Raw genomic sequence first — 15,558 nt, 5'->3', positions numbered from 1 at the left:
AAGCCGCTCCTGCATTGCTGACAATATCTCGCGCTAGCGTTGCAAATTTGAGCCATGGCGTCGAATGACTGAAACTGGCCGAACGCCGCCCATTCCTCCCCAACGCTCCCGAGAACCCCGCGATACCCCACAAAAAAGCCACCCTCCCGGGTGGCTTCCCATCTGCGATCACGCGATCATCCGCGCTTCACGCATGCGTGCGCCGGCTCGCCTCCGCATCCACATCGCGCAGCGACTTGCCGCGCGTTTCCTTCGCGACGCCCACGCAAACGATCGAGATCACGGCCGCGGCGACCAGGTACAGCGCGATCGGCGTCGACGAGTGATAGCGCTCGAGCAGCGACAGCCCGATCAGCGGTGCGAGCGAGCCGGCCATCAGCGGCGCGACCTGGTAGCACAGCGACAGCGCGGTATAGCGCACGTTGGTCGGAAACATCTCGGTCATCAGCGCCGAATACGGAGAGTACGTCATCGATTCAATGAACAGACCGAGCACGATCGCGGCCATGATGATCCAGTCGTTGCCGGTGTCCATCATCGGAAACGCGACGAAGCCCCAGCCGGCGGTCAGCACCGCGCCCGTCAGGTACACGGGCTTGCGGCCGACGAAGTCCGATAGCAGCCCCATCAGCGGAATGAAGAAGAAGTGGATCGCATTGGCCGCGAACATCAGCTTCAGGATCCGCGTGGTGTCGGCCCCGACCACCAGCTTCAGATAGGTCAGCGAGAACGTGACGACCATGTAGTACAGGATGTTCTCGGCGAAACGCGCGCCGATGCCGATCAGCACCTGCCGCCAGTGGTACTTCAGCACGTGGACCACGCCAAGCTGCTTTTCCTGCTTCTGCGCGCGGCGCGCCTGCGCTTCCTTGAAGATCGGCGCATCGTCGACCTTGCGGCGAATCCAGAAGCCGATCAGCACGACCACCGCCGAGAACCAGAACGCCGCCCGCCAGCCCCACGACAGGAAGTCGGCCTCGGACAGCGAGCTCGACAGCACAAGCAGGATGATGGTCGCGACCAGGTTGCCGGCCGGCACGCCGGCTTGCGGCCAGCTGGCCCAGTAGCCGCGGCGGTTGTCGGGGGCGTGTTCGCTGACCAGCAGGATCGCGCCGCCCCACTCGCCGCCGAACGCGAAGCCCTGGATCAGCCGCAGCGACACCAGCAGCACCGGCGCCCAGTAGCCGATCGCATCGAAGGTCGGCAGGCAGCCCATCAGGAAGGTCGTGATGCCGACCACGATCAGGCTGACCTGCAGCAGGTACTTGCGGCCGAACTTGTCGCCGTAGTAGCCGAACACCAGCCCGCCGATCGGGCGCGCGGCGAACCCCACCGCATACAACGCGAACGCGGCGAGCAGGCCGTCGATGGGGTTGCCCGTCTTCTTGAAGAAGTGCGTGCCGAACACCAGCGCCGACGCCGTTCCGTACAGGAAGAACTCGTACCACTCCGCCACCGACCCCACCATCGACGCCGCAACGACCCGCTTCAATTCCCGTTTCGACGCCGTGTCCTGCGCGGTTGCTGCACCACCAGGCGAGACTGCCTCGCCGACCTGACTTGTCATCTCCGTATCTCCTCTCGTTGTCTTCCATTTCCCGTGACGGGGCGGTTCGCGAGTAAGCGCGCCGAAAGATTTTATACAATATCCAATACACAATACACACAATCTCAAAAATGCTTTCGGCAGAAATGCGACATGCCGGGCGCGTGGTACGCCGACCGGGATGGAAGCCTGCGAGACGGATGTTTTTGGTCGGACGAAAGTGCGGCGAGGACAAGCTTGCGGGGCGCCGGTCGGACTTCCCAGCCCGTCAGGCGGAGTCGGTACGGGCATCGGCCGGCGTCGTCGGGTCGCCCGCCATCCCCGCCGAAGGCCGCCACGGCGCGGTTCTCCACCCTCCCCCGCGCCCCGAACCGACGACCTGCCTCGCGCCCTTTTTATTTTATATTGTATAAAATATGCGGACTGGCTAGAATGCACTCGTCGATGGCTGACTCTCGGTCGAAACCGGAGGCAACGTTTCGGCACCGAGGCAAACAAGAGGCGGCCAGCCGCCGTCCGGGTGACGTGAAGCACCAACGAGACGGCGAGCGCGCGTACAGCCCAGGTTGCCAGCAATGGCAGTTGACCCTATCTGAATGTGAGGAAACGAGATGAGCGACAACATTTTTACCGGCACCATTCCGGCCCTGATGACTCCGTGCACCGCTGATCGTCAGCCGGATTTCGACGCGCTGGTAAAGAAGGGCAAGGAGCTGGTGGCACTCGGCATGCGCGCGGTGGTGTACTGCGGCTCGATGGGCGACTGGCCGCTGCTGACCGAAGCGCAGCGCCAGGAAGGCGTCGCGCGTCTGGTCGAAGCCGGCGTGCCGACGATCGTCGGCACCGGCGCGGTGAACTCGAAGGAAGCCGTGTCGCACGCCGCGCATGCCGCGAAGGTCGGCGCGCACGGCCTGATGGTGATCCCGCGCGTGCTGTCGCGCGGCGCGTCGCCGGCCGCACAGAAGGCGCACTTCGCCGCGATCCTGAACGCAGCGCCGAACCTGCCGGCCGTGATCTACAACAGCCCGTACTACGGCTTCGCGACCCGCGCCGACCTGTTCTTCGAACTGCGTCGCCAGCACCCGAACCTGATCGGCTTCAAGGAATTCGGCGGCGCGGCCGACATGCGTTATGCAGCCGAAAACATCACGTCGCAGGACGACAGCGTGACGCTGATGGCCGGCGTCGACACGCAGGTGTTCCACGGCTTCGTGAACTGCGGCGCGGCAGGCGCGATCACCGGCATCGGCAACGCGCTGCCGCGCGAAGTGCTGCAACTGGTCGACCTGTGCAAGAAGGCCGCACAAGGCGATGCGGTGGCCCGCGTGCGTGCGAAGGAACTGGAAGCGGCGCTGGCCGTGCTGTCGTCGTTCGACGAAGGCTGCGACCTGGTGCTGTTCTACAAGCATCTGATGGTGCTGAACGGCGACAAGGAATACACGCTGCACTTCAACGAAACCGATGCACTGAGCGACGCGCAACGCAACTACGCGGAAGCGCAGTACACGCTGTTCCGCAACTGGTACGCGAACTGGTCGAAGACCATCGCCTAAGCCGTGCGATATGCGGCCGTGACACGGCCGGCTGCATGAGAAAGCAAAAAGCCACGGAGCGATCCGTGGCTTTTCCTTTATCCGCTCACACTCGACAGGCGCGTGCCGATCAGTGCTGCTGCACCGCCGCCCCGCTCGTGCGCTCCGGTTCCGTGATCTCCGCCCTGCAATGGCCGATCGCATACAACGCGCCGGCTGCGGCGAGCGCCGGCACCGCAAGCAGGCTGAACACATCGCCGAAACGCCAGCCGAGCCCCATCAGCATCGCACCGGCGAACGCGCCGGCCACGCCGCCGATCCGTCCGATGCCGAGCATCCAGGCCACGCCCGTTGCACGGCAACGCGTCGGATACAGGCTCGCCGCATAGGCCGACATCGACGTCACCGCGCTCGTCACCACGGTGCCGCACAGGAAGATGATCGTGCCAAGCCACGCGGCATGTCCGATCGTGCGGCTCACCACGAGCACCAGCAGCGCTGCCACGACATACGCGCACACGATCGTCCGGTTCGGATTGAAGCGATCCATCAGCCACCCGACACCGAGGTTGCCGAGCACGCCGCCCAGCGGGAACAACGACGTCATCAGCGCACCGCCTTCGGCGCTGAAGCCCGCGTCACGAAACAGCGTCGGCATCCAGTTGGTCAGCAGGTAATAGATCAGCAGCCCCATGAAGTAGGCCGCCCACAACATCAGCGTACGCGAACGAAACTGCACGGACAGCACCTGCGCGAGCGCGGACGCCCCGCCCGCTTGATTGCGCGCGCCGGCGGCCACGAACGTGCGGTCGTCGAAGCGCTCGTCCGGCGCGATCCGCGAGAGGATTCGCGCGATGCGCGCATGCGTGCCCTGTCGCGCCGCGAGATACTGCGCGGACTCGGGCAGCAGCATCACGAGCGCGATCGCCAGCACGATCGGTCCGATCCCGCCCGCGGTCAGCACGCTTTGCCAGCCGAAATGGGGAATCAGCCATGCCGACGTGATACCGCCCACCGCGAGCCCGCACGAGAAGCCGCAGAACATCGCGTTGACGGCCACGCCGCGGATCCGGGCGGGCGCGTATTCCGACATCAGCGTGACGGCATTCGGCATCGCCGCGCCGAGGCCGAGCCCGGTCAAGAAGCGAAATGCGGTCAGTGCCTCGATCGACTGCGCATGCGCGGACACCATGCTCCACGCACCGAAGCAGCCCACCGACAGCACGAGCACCGTCTTGCGGCCGAGCCGGTCCGCGCACGCGCCGGCGGCGAGCGCGCCGAGGCCGAGCCCGGCCAGCGCCGCGCTCATCACCGGGCCGAGCGCGCTGCGCGCGATGCCCCAGTCGTGCGTCAGCGCGGGCGCGATAAAGCCGATCGCGGCCGTGTCGTAGCCGTCAGCGGCCACGACCAGAAAGCACAGGATCAGGATCAGCCACTGGCAGGGGGAAAAGCGCTCGGCGTCAATGAACGACTGCACGTCGAGCGTACTCGTTTGGGTTTTCATCGTATGTCTCCTTCGGTCCGGGCGCCCGGCAGCGCTGATGCGCCGCATGCGCGCGGACATCTCCATGGGCATGTTTCGTTGCAAGTCCGGTGGCGGATGCGCGGCGCAGGTCAGCCGGGCGGCGAATCCGCCGCGCCGTAGGCCAGCCAGCCGCCGTCGACGTTCAGCACGGTGCCGGTGACGTAGCTCGCCGCGTCCGATGCGAGGAACGCGATCGCGGCCGCGATCTCGTCCGGCTCGGCGAGGCGGCCGAGCGGTGTGCGGCGCTCGATCGCCGCGCGGTCGAGCTGACCGTTGCGCGCGAGCGTGTCGACCAGTTCCGTCGCGACATAGCCGGGCGCGACGGCATTGACGCGAACGCCTGCGCGCGCCCACTCGCATGCCATCGAACGGGTCAGTGACGCAATCGCGGCCTTCGCCGCACCGTACGCATTGCGTGTCGGAATCCCGCCCTGGCCGGCGATCGAGCACAGATTGACGATCGCGCCCGTACGCTGCGCGAGCATCACGCGTGCGGCTTCGCGGCTCGCGACGAACGTGCCGCGCACGTGGACCGCCAGCAGCCGGTCGAACGCCGCCACCGATTGCTCGACGGTGGGCGCGTTCTGCTCGCCGATCCCGGCGTTGTTGACGAGCACGTCGATCCGGCCGCAGCGCCCGACAACGGCTCGCATCAGCGCGGCCACATCGTCTTCGCTCGCCACATCGGCACGCAGGCCGATATGCTCGGGCCCGAGCGTGACCGCCCGCTCCGTTGCACGCTCGCCATGCAGGTCGGCGATCGCGACGCGATAGCCGCCGGCGGCGAGACGCATTGCGCACGCCCAGCCGATGCCGTCCGCGCCGCCCGTCACGATTGCCACCCTTGCCACGCGTGTGTCGTCCATGTCGTGTTCCGATTTCATCGTCGTGCGCTCAGCGCGTCAGATACGCAAGGCTCGGGAACTCGACGCGGCGGATGATGCGGCTCTCCTGCGCGACGATCAGATGGCCGGACGCCTGCAGATACGCGGGCCAGTCAGGGTCGGCATCGCGCGCGGTGCGCCGCGCGTCGTAGTCGGCGATGCTGTCGTAGCCCCACAGATGGACGACCTGGTTCAATGCGCCGATGTCGCTCATGTAGAACCCGACGGGCGCACCGAGATACTTCACCTGGATCGGCATCGCCAGCCGGTCGAAGATCTCGATGAACTCCGCCATGCCGCGCGGGCGGATCGTATAGGTGCGATGGTCGATGAATGCTTTCGAGGATGTCATGGTCTGCTCCGGGTTCAGGCGGTCGCGCGCGTGTCGACGGGATGCGGGGCGGCAGCGGATGGCGCCGGTTCGGTCGGGCCGGCCTGATCGGTGATCCCCGCGATATGGCGCGCGCTCAGGTAGCCGAACGTCATGATCGGGCCGAGCGTGATCCCCGCGCCCGGGTAGTTGCCGCACATGATGCTGGCGCGATCGTTGCCGACCGCGTAGAGACCGTCGATCGGCCGGTCGTCGGCAGCCAGCACCTGTCCGACCGCGTTGGTCCGGATTCCGTCGAAGGTGCCGAGATCGCCCATCACGACTTTCAGCGCGTAATACGGGCCGTCGCCGAGCGGCGCCACGCACGGATTCGGACGATGGTCGGCGTCGCCGAGATAGCGGTTGAACGACGTCGTGCCGCGCCCGAATTCAGGATCCTCGCCCCGCGCGGCGTCGTGGTTGTAGCGCCGCACGGTCGCCTCCAGATTCGCCGCATCGATGCCGGCCCGCTGCGCGAGTTCCGCCAGCGTGCGGCCCTGCACCAGATAGCCGTTGCGCAGCAGCGGCCCGAGCGGCACGGGTGCGGGTTTCGCGAAGCCGAGCCCGTATTTGCGGATCGTCGCGTGATCGCACACCAGCCACATCGCGGTCTCGGTTTCGTCGCGGCATGCCGCGATCATCGCGGCGCCGACGTCGTGATACGAATTCGATTCGTTCGTGAAGCGCGTGCCGCGACGGGTCACGCCGATGACACCCGGCTTGTAGCGATCGAGCAGATGCGGGAACACACCGAAGCGGCCGTCGCCGAGCGGCACGCGCGAAACGGGCATCCATGCGGCCGGTTGCGGATAGCGAATCTCCACGCGGCCGCCGGCACGCTCGGCGAGTTTCGCACCGTCGCCGGTGTTGCCGGTCGGGACGGGCGACACGTGCTCGCCGCCGCGCTCGACGTGCGGGTACGCTCGCGCGATTCGCGCGACGTCGTGTGAGAAGCCGCCGCTCGCCAGCACGACCGCACGGCGCGCGGTAATGCGATAGGCCGCGCCGTCCGCCCCGACCGTCGCGCCGACGATCCGCGCGCCTTGCCTGACGAGTTCGCGTGCGGGCGTGTTGGTCAGGATCGGGATCCCGAGCTCCAGCGCGGACTTCGCGAGCCGCGCGGCGAGCGCATTGCCGCTCGTGACTTGCACGCCGCGCCGGTACAGCGCGAGATCCTTCAGATGCGCGGCCAGCCGCTTCGTCACGTACCACGCCGACTTGAGCGAGCGCGTCGCGTTGAAGAAGTGCTTCAAGTCCGCATTCGACGAATTGAACATCATCCCGATGAACGTGATCGTCTTCAACGGCGGACGCAGGCGTTCGAGATCGCGCCCGAGCCGCCGCGCATCGTACGGCGCGGCGACGACCGAGCGGCCGATATCGACCCCGCCCGGCACGTTCGGGTGATAGTCGGGATACAGCGTCGGGACGAATTTCACCTCCGTTTCGCGCTCGAAGAATTCGAGCATGCGCGGGCCGTGCTCGAGGAAGGCCTCGATCGCGACGTCGTCGTGGAACGCGCCCGTTTCGCCGCGCAAATACAGGCGCGCCGCATCGCGCGTATCCCGCACGCCGTTTGCGCTTGCGTGGCGATTGCCGGGGATCCACAGCACGCCACCGGAAAATGCAGTGGTGCCGCCGAAGCACGCTTCCTTCTCGACGACGATCACCCCGAGGCCGGCCTTTCGCGCGGTAATGGCGGTGGACAAGCCGCCCGCTCCCGATCCGATTACGAGCAGATCGCACGTGACGTGCTTCGAACGCTGCTGATCGTTCATCATGTCTTCCTCCGTCTATGGAATGACCGCGCCGCCGCGTCGCCGGACACGGCTTGCCTGCATGCAGCGCGGCAATGTCGTTGCATCAGCGTGCGCCGGCCCCGGCCTCATAGCCAGGCCGCGGCACGAGATCCATCAGCATCGCGTCGAGGCCGCCGTCGACCACCAGTTCCGCGCCATTTACATACGCGGCACGCGGACTGGCGAGAAAGGCGACGACGTTCGCGATGTCGTCGGGCCGGCCGATGCGACGGCTCGCGGTCATCGCGCTGCGGCGCGCCTCGATATCGCCGCTCGCATAGAACGACTCGGACAGCGGCGTGCGGATCATCCCGGGGCACACGGTATTGCTCCGGATGCCGCGCGGCCCCCACTCCGCCGCCAGTTGTCGCGCGAGCATCGCGACCGCTGCCTTGCTCGCGCTGTACGCACCACTATGCGTCTGCGGGTAGCGGGCGGCGATGGATGCGACATGCACCAGCGAACCCGAACCGCGCGCGAGCATCGCGCGCCCGAATGCTTGCGAACACAGCATGTAGCCGGTGAGATTGACCTGCAGCATCGCGTTCCATGCGTCGAGGCCGATGGTCTCGATCCCGCCGGCACGCAACAGGCCCGCGTTGTTCACGAGCACGTCGACGGGGCCGAGATCGCGTTCCACGCGCTGGGCGGCCTGGGTCACGCTGGCGGCGTCGCCGATATCGCACCCGATCGCGACGACGTCGCCGCCCGTCGTACGCAGTCGCTCGGCGAGTGCGACGGTCTTGTCCGCATCACGATCGAGCAGTGCGACCCGCGCACCGGCCGCCACGAACATCTCCACGATCGACGTGCCGATGCCTCCCGCCGCCCCCGTCACGACACATACCTGCCCGTCGAGACGAAGCCAGTCCCGCTGCTGATGATCTGCTTGCGATATCATTAGGTATCCTTTTGAAATAGGCTGGAAATGTCCGGCTCGATCCGATACACGCTGCCCGAACGTCGCGCGATGTGTTGACTGCAAGCGCGACGTCGATGGAGAAAAGTATAGAAGCGCGCATCGCGCGAAAATTGGACAAACGCCGCAAGCAACAGGACAATTTGTACACAGGAGGCCGCGCGGCATGAGGAGAATCCCTAACTACGATCTGTATGGCGAATCGGCTCGTCCGCCTTGGTACGACGCGTTCAACTTCGAATGGATACCGGAGCGCAGCCGGCCGAACGACTGGCACATCGCCGCGCACCGTCACGACGCGCTATTGCAGATTTTGTACATCCGGGGCGGGAACGGGCATGTCGTGATCGAGAGCGAGAAGCACACGTTCACGCCGCCGTGCCTCGTGCTGCTGCCCGCGCAGACGGTCCATGCGTTCGAGTTCTCGCCGCACATCGACGGTCTCGTGATCACGGTCGTGCAGCGCGCGCTGGAAACGCTGGTCAAGACGGCCGCACCGGGTGCTCTGTCAATCCTGCAACGTGCGGCGGTGATTCCAGTCAAGGGGGCGGACGCGAGCGTGTCGATGCTGATGCCCCTGTTCGCGTTGCTCGAACAGGAATTCCGCAGCACGTCACGCGGCCGCGGCGCGGCCGGGATGGCATTGCTGGTGGCGTTGGTCGTGCATATCGCGCGCGTGAGCGACCTCGCGGCAGCGCCGTCGCATGCGGGCACCGACCGGCGCGGAATGTTGCTGCGGCGCTTTCGTGAGCTGATCGACACGCATTTTCGCGAGCATCGACCGGTGGAATTCTATGCGGACCGGCTCGGCGTGACAGCCGCGCAGCTTGCGCGCGTCTGCCGGGAGGAGTTGGGGATCTCGACGACGGCGGTCGTCAATGCGCATCTGATTCGCGAAGCGCAGCGCGATCTCGTTTATTCGAACCTGAGCGTGAAGCAGATCGCGCACGAGATGGGCTTTGCGGACAGCGCGTACTTCAGCCGCTACTTCCGCAAGCAGACCGGCCTGACGCCGGGCGAATTCAGGGAATCGGCCCATCGCGACCTGATGCCGGGCCGGTCGTGAGCCGCCCCGTTCCGGGCGGCGGAGCCGGTCGCGGCGCATGGATACCGCGACCGGTAAAGCCGGCTCCAACGCGCCGCGTCAGACCGCGACGGCACCGACGTAGTTTTCGGCCATCGCCATCGCCGCCGGGCGCGACGTCGTCACGTGCTCGAGCTCCGCGACCTGCAGACGCTGCTCGAACGGCGACGCGTCGTCGAGACGATGCATCATGCGCGTCATCCAGTACGAGAAGTGTTCGGCACGCCAGATCCGGCGCAGCGCGGTTTCGCTGTACGCGTCGAGCAGGTCGGCGCGCTGTTCGTCATAGAACGCCTGCAGTGCGGACGTCAGAATGCGTACGTCCGACACGGCGAGGTTGAGACCCTTCGCGCCGGTCGGGGGCACGATATGCGCGGCATCGCCGGCGAGGAACAGGCGGCCGTGCTGCATCGTCGTCGACACGAAGCTGCGCATGCCGACGATGTTCTTCTGGAATATCCGCCCTTCCACGACCTGCTGGCCGTCCGCGGAGTCGACGCGCGCATGCATCTCCGCCCAGATGCGATCGTCGGACCAGTTGTCGACCGAATCCTTCGGGTCGCACTGGAAATACATGCGCTGCACGTTCGGCGAACGCGTGCTGACGAGCGCGAAGCCGCGCTCATGGCGCGCATAGATCAGTTCGTCCGACGACGGCGGCGCTTCGACGAGAATGCCGAACCAGCCGAACGGGAAGACCCGCTCGTAGTCCTGCCGCAATGCAGCGGGGATCATCGTGCGCGACACACCCTGCGAGCCATCGCAGCCGATCACGAAATCGCAGTCGAGCGTCTGTTCGACGCCGTGGTGCATGAAGCGGATCGACGGCGCGTCGGTATCGATGCCGGAAATCGTCGTGCCGGATACGTTGAAGTACAACGCGCCGCCGGCTGCGACGCGCGCGGCCACGAGATCCTTCAGCACTTCGTGCTGCGCATAGACGGTAATCGCCTTGCCGGTCAGCTCCGTCAGATCGATGCGGCGGCGCTTGCCTTCGAACGCCAGCTCGAAGCCGTGATGCAGCGCGCCTTCCGCTTTCATCCGGTCGCCGACGCCCGATTCGGCCAGCACGTCCATCGTGCCCTGTTCGAGCACGCCGGCGCGAATGGTGGATTCGATCTGTTCGCGCCCGCGCGTCTCGAGAACGACCGACTCGATGCCGCGCAGATGAAGAAGATGGGAAAGCAGCAGGCCCGCGGGGCCTGCGCCGATGATGCCGACTTGCGTACGCATGAATGTCTCCGGGTGGAATTGATTTTGCGCAAGTGTGGCGGCGTTGCCAGCTATCCCGCAACGCGATATGCGGAATACGGACTATCTCGATAATAGATAAAAGCGTAGCGCGCTTCACGACATGCGCGGCGCGCGCTCGCGCAGTCAGGGCTTCACCGTCCCCAGCCGCGCCTCGATCCCGTCGATCTTCGCGAGCAGCACGTTGCCGAGTTTCGTCACGTGGCGCGGCATGCCGGGAATCGCCAGCAGCGTCTCGATCCGTGCGCGCCAGTAACCTGGACGACTCACGCGCATCGCGTACGGCATTGCCGCGGCGCCGGTATTCGCATCGCTTTCCAGCAGCGTGACCATTCTCTCGATATGAGAGAGCTCGCGCTCCACATAGTCTCTTGTCAGCATGTGATGGCCACTCCCCCGCAGCTCGGCATCCGGCCTGTCGTCACCGGCGTGTCGCCGCATGGACTTTTCGCTCGACACGTCGTCGGTTCTCGTTACGGTACGCGCGTCGCGTGTCAGGAAATCGCCGGTAGGCGCGACGATTCTGTTCATATCGTCGGATCTATGCCGCGCGGCGCAGCCCACGCCACGTCCATGGCAAAGACGAACGTCAGGCGGAATCGCCGAGCTCGTCACGCAGTTCGGCGACTGAACGCGTTCAGCCGCGCCGGCCGCGCGCGCTCGTATGCTTGCTCGTGCCCGCCGGCGGCTCGCCCGCGCTCATGCGGTCCAACTGGCGGACGATCTCCGCGCGCAGCTCGGCCGAAATCTCCACGCTGTCGAGCAGCTCGGAGATCCACAGCCCGTCGGCGGCCAGCCGGCAGATCATCAGCGTCGCCGCCCGCTCGAGCGGCACCGGGTCCGGCCGCGTCCACTCGCGCATCGGCACCGACCAGCGCGCGCGCGTCTCCTGCTCGGTGATCATCGACGCGACCAGCACGCGCAGCACCTCCGTGCTCGCGGCCGGCTGCGCGGTGTCGAGCACCGCATGCAGATACGCACGCGCCGCCGCGCCGTCGCCGTGCGAATCGGCCGCCCGGCGTGCGGCCATCTGCGTCGCGAAGCGTTCGGTCGCCTGCCCGAACAGCGCATCGAGCAGGCCCTGCTTGTTCGCGAAGTGATACTGCAGCGCGCCTTTGGTCACGCCCGCGCGCTCGGCGACCGCGTCGAGCGTCAGCGCGGCCACGCCGTGACCGGTCGCGATTTCCGACGCGGCTTCCAGCAGCTGCGCGCGCACCTGCTCCGGCGCCTTTTTCCGCCGCACGCCGGCAGCGGGCGTGGGTTCGGGCGCGCTCGGTGCGGCGGCCGGTCCGGCCGTATCGACAGGCGCGGCGGTATCGCGCGAAGCGGGTTCGAGGCGTTTTTTCATGGGGGCGATGTTAGCACCCGCGGTCTCGATATAAACATTCCGGCCGGATGGTATGATCCGCCGCATGAACAAACCCGCCCCCTCCCCCTGGTCCGCGCTCGACACCGCGATCGCCCGTGGACGCGACGCGCTGATGCGCCTGCAGCAGCCTGACGGCAGCTGGTGTTTCGAACTCGAATCCGACGCGACGATCACCGCGGAATACATCCTGATGATGCATTTCATGGACAAGATCGACGACGCGCGCCAGGAGAAGATGGCGCGGTACCTGCGCGCGATCCAGCGGCTCGACACGCACGGCGGGTGGGACCTGTACGTCGACGGCGACCCGGACGTGTCGTGCAGCGTGAAGGCGTACTTCGCGCTGAAGGCCGCCGGCGACAGCGAGCATGCGCCGCACATGGTCCGCGCGCGCGACGCGATCCTCAAGCTCGGCGGCGCGGCACGCTCGAACGTGTTCACGCGCATCCTGCTCGCGACGTTCGGCCAGGTGCCGTGGCGCGCGGCGCCGTTCATGCCGATCGAATTCGTGCTGTTCCCGAAGTGGGTGCCGATCTCGATGTACAAGGTCGCGTACTGGGCCCGCACGACGATGGTGCCGCTGCTCGTGCTGTGCTCGCTGAAAGCGCGTGCGCGCAACCCGCGCAACATCGCGATCCCCGAGCTGTTCGTCACGCCGCCCGACGAGGAACGCCAGTACTTCCCGCCCACGCGCGGGATGCGCCGCGCGTTCCTCGCGCTCGACCGCGTGGTGCGCCATGTCGAGCCGCTGCTGCCGAAACGCCTGCGGCAGCGCGCGATCCGGCATGCGCAAGCGTGGTGCGCGGAGCGCATGAACGGCGAAGACGGCCTCGGCGGGATCTTTCCGCCGATCGTGTACAGCTACCAGATGATGGACGTGCTCGGCTACCCGGACGATCATCCGCTGCGCCGCGACTGCGAGAACGCGCTGGAGAAGCTGCTGGTCACGCGGCCCGACGGCAGCATGTACTGCCAGCCGTGCCTGTCGCCTGTGTGGGACACCGCGTGGAGCACGATGGCGCTCGAACAAGCGCGCGGCGTGGCCGTGCCGGAAGCCGGCGCACCCGCGAGCGCACTGGACGAACTCGACGCACGCATCGCGCGCGCGTACGACTGGCTGGCCGAGCGCCAGGTGAACGACCTGCGCGGCGACTGGATCGAGAACGCGCCCGCCGACACGCAACCGGGCGGCTGGGCGTTCCAGTACGCGAACCCGTATTACCCCGACATCGACGACAGCGCGGTCGTCACCGCAATGCTCGACCGCCGCGGCCGCACGCATCGCAACGCGGACGGCTCGCATCCGTATGCGGCGCGCGTCGCGCGCGCGCTCGACTGGATGCGCGGTCTGCAATCGCGCAACGGCGGCTTCGCGGCCTTCGACGCCGACTGCGACCGCCTGTACCTGAACGCGATTCCGTTCGCCGATCACGGCGCGCTGCTCGATCCGCCGACCGAGGACGTGTCGGGCCGCGTGCTGCTGTGCTTCGGCGTCACGAAGCGCGCGGACGACCGCGCGTCGCTCGCGCGCGCGATCGACTACGTGAAGCGCACGCAGCAGCCCGACGGCAGCTGGTGGGGCCGCTGGGGCACGAACTACCTGTACGGCACGTGGAGCGTGCTGGCCGGGCTCGCGCTCGCGGGCGAGGACCCGTCGCAGCCGTACATCGCCCGCGCGCTCGCGTGGCTGCGCGCACGTCAGCACGCGGACGGCGGCTGGGGCGAGACGAACGACAGCTACATCGACCCGGCGCTCGCCGGCACCAATGCCGGTGAAAGCACGTCGAACTGCACCGCGTGGGCGCTGCTCGCGCAGATGGCGTTCGGCGACGGCGAATCGGAATCGGTCAAGCGCGGCATCGCGTATCTGCAATCCGTGCAGCAGGACGACGGCTTCTGGTGGCACCGGTCGCACAACGCGCCGGGCTTTCCGCGCATCTTCTACCTGAAGTATCACGGCTATACCGCGTACTTCCCGCTGTGGGCGCTCGCGCGCTATCGGCGCCTGGCCGGCGGCGCATCGTCGGCCGGCGCGCACGCCGTGCCCGCGTCCACGGGCGCGGATGCCGCGCTCGCCTGAGCGACGGCGCGGGCACGACGCAGGTTACGGCTTGCCGTCGAGCGACTCGACGATCCGGTACGCGGCCTTCACGCGATCCTCGATCGGGAAGCTGCGGTTCGCGAGCATCACGATCGCGATCCGCTTCGCGGGGACGAACGCGACATAAGTGCTGAAGCCGTTGGTCGAGCCGGTCTTGTTGATCCACGTGTCCGGGCGCGGCGCGAGCGGCGGCTTGAGTTCGGTCGCGGGCGTCGCGTCGTGGAGCATCGGCGGCCCGTTGCCTTCGAGCAGCGTCGGCAGCGCAACCGGATACGGATACTGTTCCCAGATCAGGTCCTGCGTGAACGGCCCCGCACGGAAATAGCCGGTGTGCGCGCGCTCGAGCGCGCGCTGCAGACGCGGCGCCGTTTCGACCAGCCCCATGTTCGCCTGCACGAAGCGCAACAGGTCGGCCGCCGTGGTCCTCACGCCATACGCCGGCTGCCACAGCATGCCGCCCGTCATCCGGATCGGCTTGCCGTCCTGCGTATAGCCCTGCGCATAGTCGCCCTGGCGCGCGGCGGGCACGTTGATGTAGGTATGCGTCATCCCGAGCGCGGGGAACAGGCGCTGTTCCATCAACGCCGCGAAGTCGCGGTTCATCGCCTTCGCGGTGAGTTGCCCGAGCATCCCGATCGCAACGTTCGAGTAGGTGCGGCGCGTGCCCGGCGTGTACGCGGGCCGCCACGCATCGAGATAGCGCATCAGGCCCGCGTCGTCGCGGATGCTGTCGGGCACCTGCAGCGGCATCCCGCCCGGCGTGTGCGTGCCGAGCTCGAGCAGCGTCACGCCGCCGAACGGCGTGCCCTGCAGCGCGGGCAGGTACTTGGCCGCAGGATCCGACAGCGACAGCTCGCCGCCCTCCTGCGCGTCGGACGCGAGCGTCGCGGTCAGCGTCTTGCTGACGGAGCCGATCTCGAACAGCGTGTCGCCGGTCACCGGCTTGCCGGTTTGCGTCGACATCACGCCGTAGTCGAACACGTAGGGCTTGCCGTCGGCGACGATGCCGATCGCCATGCCGGGAATGGCGAACTGCTTCATCAGCGGCGCGACGTTGCGGGTCACGGTGTCGTGAATCTCGTCGGGCGTGGCGGCGGCCGTGCGGCCGGCCGTGACGGCGGCGCACGCGGCGACGAACAGGGTCGCGGCGATGCGTATCGCGTTGAATCGCATGGTTG

Annotated in this window: 13 protein-coding genes; 3 read left to right on the top strand and 10 right to left on the bottom strand. The window is 67.1% G+C overall.

The window, feature by feature from the left end; translation table 11 throughout:
* Nucleotides 1–187 precede the first annotated feature (187 nt).
* Complete coding sequence (gene abaF, locus F3J14_RS03215) at nt 188–1,567, bottom strand: fosfomycin efflux MFS transporter AbaF (RefSeq protein WP_166721742.1); 1,380 nt, start codon at nt 1,565–1,567, stop codon at nt 188–190.
* 590 nt (nt 1,568–2,157) lie between these two features.
* Here abaF and F3J14_RS03210 point away from each other — a divergent pair.
* The gene (locus F3J14_RS03210) at nt 2,158–3,099 is read left to right on the top strand and encodes a dihydrodipicolinate synthase family protein (RefSeq protein WP_012372215.1); all 942 of its coding nucleotides are present in this window, start codon (nt 2,158–2,160) and stop codon (nt 3,097–3,099) included.
* Between the two features lie 109 nt (nt 3,100–3,208).
* Here F3J14_RS03210 and F3J14_RS03205 read toward each other — a convergent pair whose 3' ends face one another.
* From F3J14_RS03205 to F3J14_RS03185, 5 genes are all read right to left on the bottom strand, one after another.
* Nucleotides 3,209–4,582: an MFS transporter gene (locus F3J14_RS03205; protein WP_166721741.1), complete on the bottom strand. Its 1,374-nt coding sequence runs from the start codon at nt 4,580–4,582 to the stop codon at nt 3,209–3,211.
* Between the two features lie 110 nt (nt 4,583–4,692).
* The gene (locus tag F3J14_RS03200; RefSeq protein ID WP_166721740.1) at nt 4,693–5,469 is read right to left on the bottom strand and encodes a glucose 1-dehydrogenase; all 777 of its coding nucleotides are present in this window, start codon (nt 5,467–5,469) and stop codon (nt 4,693–4,695) included.
* Nucleotides 5,470–5,497: 28 nt separating this feature from the next.
* The gene (locus F3J14_RS03195; protein ID WP_166721739.1) at nt 5,498–5,839 is read right to left on the bottom strand and encodes an NIPSNAP family protein; all 342 of its coding nucleotides are present in this window, start codon (nt 5,837–5,839) and stop codon (nt 5,498–5,500) included.
* A 14-nt stretch (nt 5,840–5,853) separates the two neighbouring features.
* A complete protein-coding gene (locus F3J14_RS03190; protein ID WP_211080319.1) occupies nt 5,854–7,635 on the bottom strand; it encodes an FAD-dependent oxidoreductase in 1,782 nt (593 codons plus the stop codon).
* Between the two features lie 85 nt (nt 7,636–7,720).
* Nucleotides 7,721–8,554, bottom strand: coding sequence for an SDR family oxidoreductase (locus tag F3J14_RS03185; protein ID WP_334044561.1), 834 nt, complete (start codon nt 8,552–8,554; stop codon nt 7,721–7,723).
* Nucleotides 8,555–8,741: 187 nt separating this feature from the next.
* Between F3J14_RS03185 and F3J14_RS03180 the strand changes: the two genes are divergently transcribed.
* Nucleotides 8,742–9,641, top strand: a complete 900-nt coding sequence (locus F3J14_RS03180; RefSeq protein WP_166721736.1) for a helix-turn-helix domain-containing protein — start codon at nt 8,742–8,744, stop codon at nt 9,639–9,641.
* 78 nt (nt 9,642–9,719) lie between these two features.
* Here the strand turns inward: F3J14_RS03180 and F3J14_RS03175 are convergent, their stop codons facing one another.
* The 3 genes from F3J14_RS03175 to F3J14_RS03165 all read right to left on the bottom strand — a co-directional run bounded on the left by F3J14_RS03175 (nt 9,720) and on the right by F3J14_RS03165 (nt 12,258).
* Nucleotides 9,720–10,892: a 4-hydroxybenzoate 3-monooxygenase gene (locus F3J14_RS03175; RefSeq protein WP_166721735.1), complete on the bottom strand. Its 1,173-nt coding sequence runs from the start codon at nt 10,890–10,892 to the stop codon at nt 9,720–9,722.
* 144 nt (nt 10,893–11,036) lie between these two features.
* The gene (locus tag F3J14_RS36155) at nt 11,037–11,291 is read right to left on the bottom strand and encodes a hypothetical protein (protein ID WP_166721763.1); all 255 of its coding nucleotides are present in this window, start codon (nt 11,289–11,291) and stop codon (nt 11,037–11,039) included.
* Between the two features lie 256 nt (nt 11,292–11,547).
* Nucleotides 11,548–12,258 (bottom strand): TetR/AcrR family transcriptional regulator, encoded by a 711-nt coding sequence (locus F3J14_RS03165; RefSeq protein ID WP_166721734.1) that lies wholly within the window; start codon nt 12,256–12,258, stop codon nt 11,548–11,550.
* A gap of 52 nt (nt 12,259–12,310) precedes the next feature.
* Here F3J14_RS03165 and shc point away from each other — a divergent pair, with 52 nt between their 5' ends.
* Entirely contained in the window at nt 12,311–14,359 is a 2,049-nt protein-coding gene (shc, locus tag F3J14_RS03160) for a squalene--hopene cyclase (protein WP_166721733.1), read from the top strand.
* 24 nt (nt 14,360–14,383) lie between these two features.
* On the opposite strand, the gene ampC is transcribed toward shc, so the two are convergent.
* Nucleotides 14,384–15,553 carry a class C beta-lactamase gene (gene ampC, locus F3J14_RS03155; RefSeq protein ID WP_166721732.1) on the bottom strand — a complete coding sequence of 390 codons (1,170 nt, stop codon included), beginning with the start codon at nt 15,551–15,553 and terminating at the stop codon, nt 14,384–14,386.
* Nucleotides 15,554–15,558 lie beyond the last annotated feature (5 nt).

This window comes from Burkholderia sp. Tr-862 (genome assembly GCF_011753085.1).
Lineage (GTDB): Bacteria > Pseudomonadota > Gammaproteobacteria > Burkholderiales > Burkholderiaceae > Burkholderia > Burkholderia ambifaria.
This window is presented reverse-complemented; position numbering and strand designations above follow the sequence as displayed.

Bases quoted from the DNA above. Each gene is read 5' to 3' on its own strand.
- abaF (WP_166721742.1), bottom strand. From the start codon at position 1,567: ATGACAAGTCAGGTCGGCGAGGCAGTCTCGCCTGGTGGTGCAGCAACC.
- F3J14_RS03210 (WP_012372215.1), top strand. From the start codon at position 2,158: ATGAGCGACAACATTTTTACCGGCACCATTCCGGCCCTGATGACTCCG.
- F3J14_RS03205 (WP_166721741.1), bottom strand. From the start codon at position 4,582: ATGAAAACCCAAACGAGTACGCTCGACGTGCAGTCGTTCATTGACGCC.
- F3J14_RS03200 (WP_166721740.1), bottom strand. From the start codon at position 5,469: ATGGACGACACACGCGTGGCAAGGGTGGCAATCGTGACGGGCGGCGCG.
- F3J14_RS03195 (WP_166721739.1), bottom strand. From the start codon at position 5,839: ATGACATCCTCGAAAGCATTCATCGACCATCGCACCTATACGATCCGC.
- F3J14_RS03190 (WP_211080319.1), bottom strand. From the start codon at position 7,635: ATGAACGATCAGCAGCGTTCGAAGCACGTCACGTGCGATCTGCTCGTA.
- F3J14_RS03180 (WP_166721736.1), top strand. From the start codon at position 8,742: ATGAGGAGAATCCCTAACTACGATCTGTATGGCGAATCGGCTCGTCCG.
- F3J14_RS03175 (WP_166721735.1), bottom strand. From the start codon at position 10,892: ATGCGTACGCAAGTCGGCATCATCGGCGCAGGCCCCGCGGGCCTGCTG.
- F3J14_RS36155 (WP_166721763.1), bottom strand. From the start codon at position 11,291: ATGCTGACAAGAGACTATGTGGAGCGCGAGCTCTCTCATATCGAGAGA.
- F3J14_RS03165 (WP_166721734.1), bottom strand. From the start codon at position 12,258: ATGAAAAAACGCCTCGAACCCGCTTCGCGCGATACCGCCGCGCCTGTC.
- shc (WP_166721733.1), top strand. From the start codon at position 12,311: ATGATCCGCCGCATGAACAAACCCGCCCCCTCCCCCTGGTCCGCGCTC.
- ampC (WP_166721732.1), bottom strand. From the start codon at position 15,553: ATGCGATTCAACGCGATACGCATCGCCGCGACCCTGTTCGTCGCCGCG.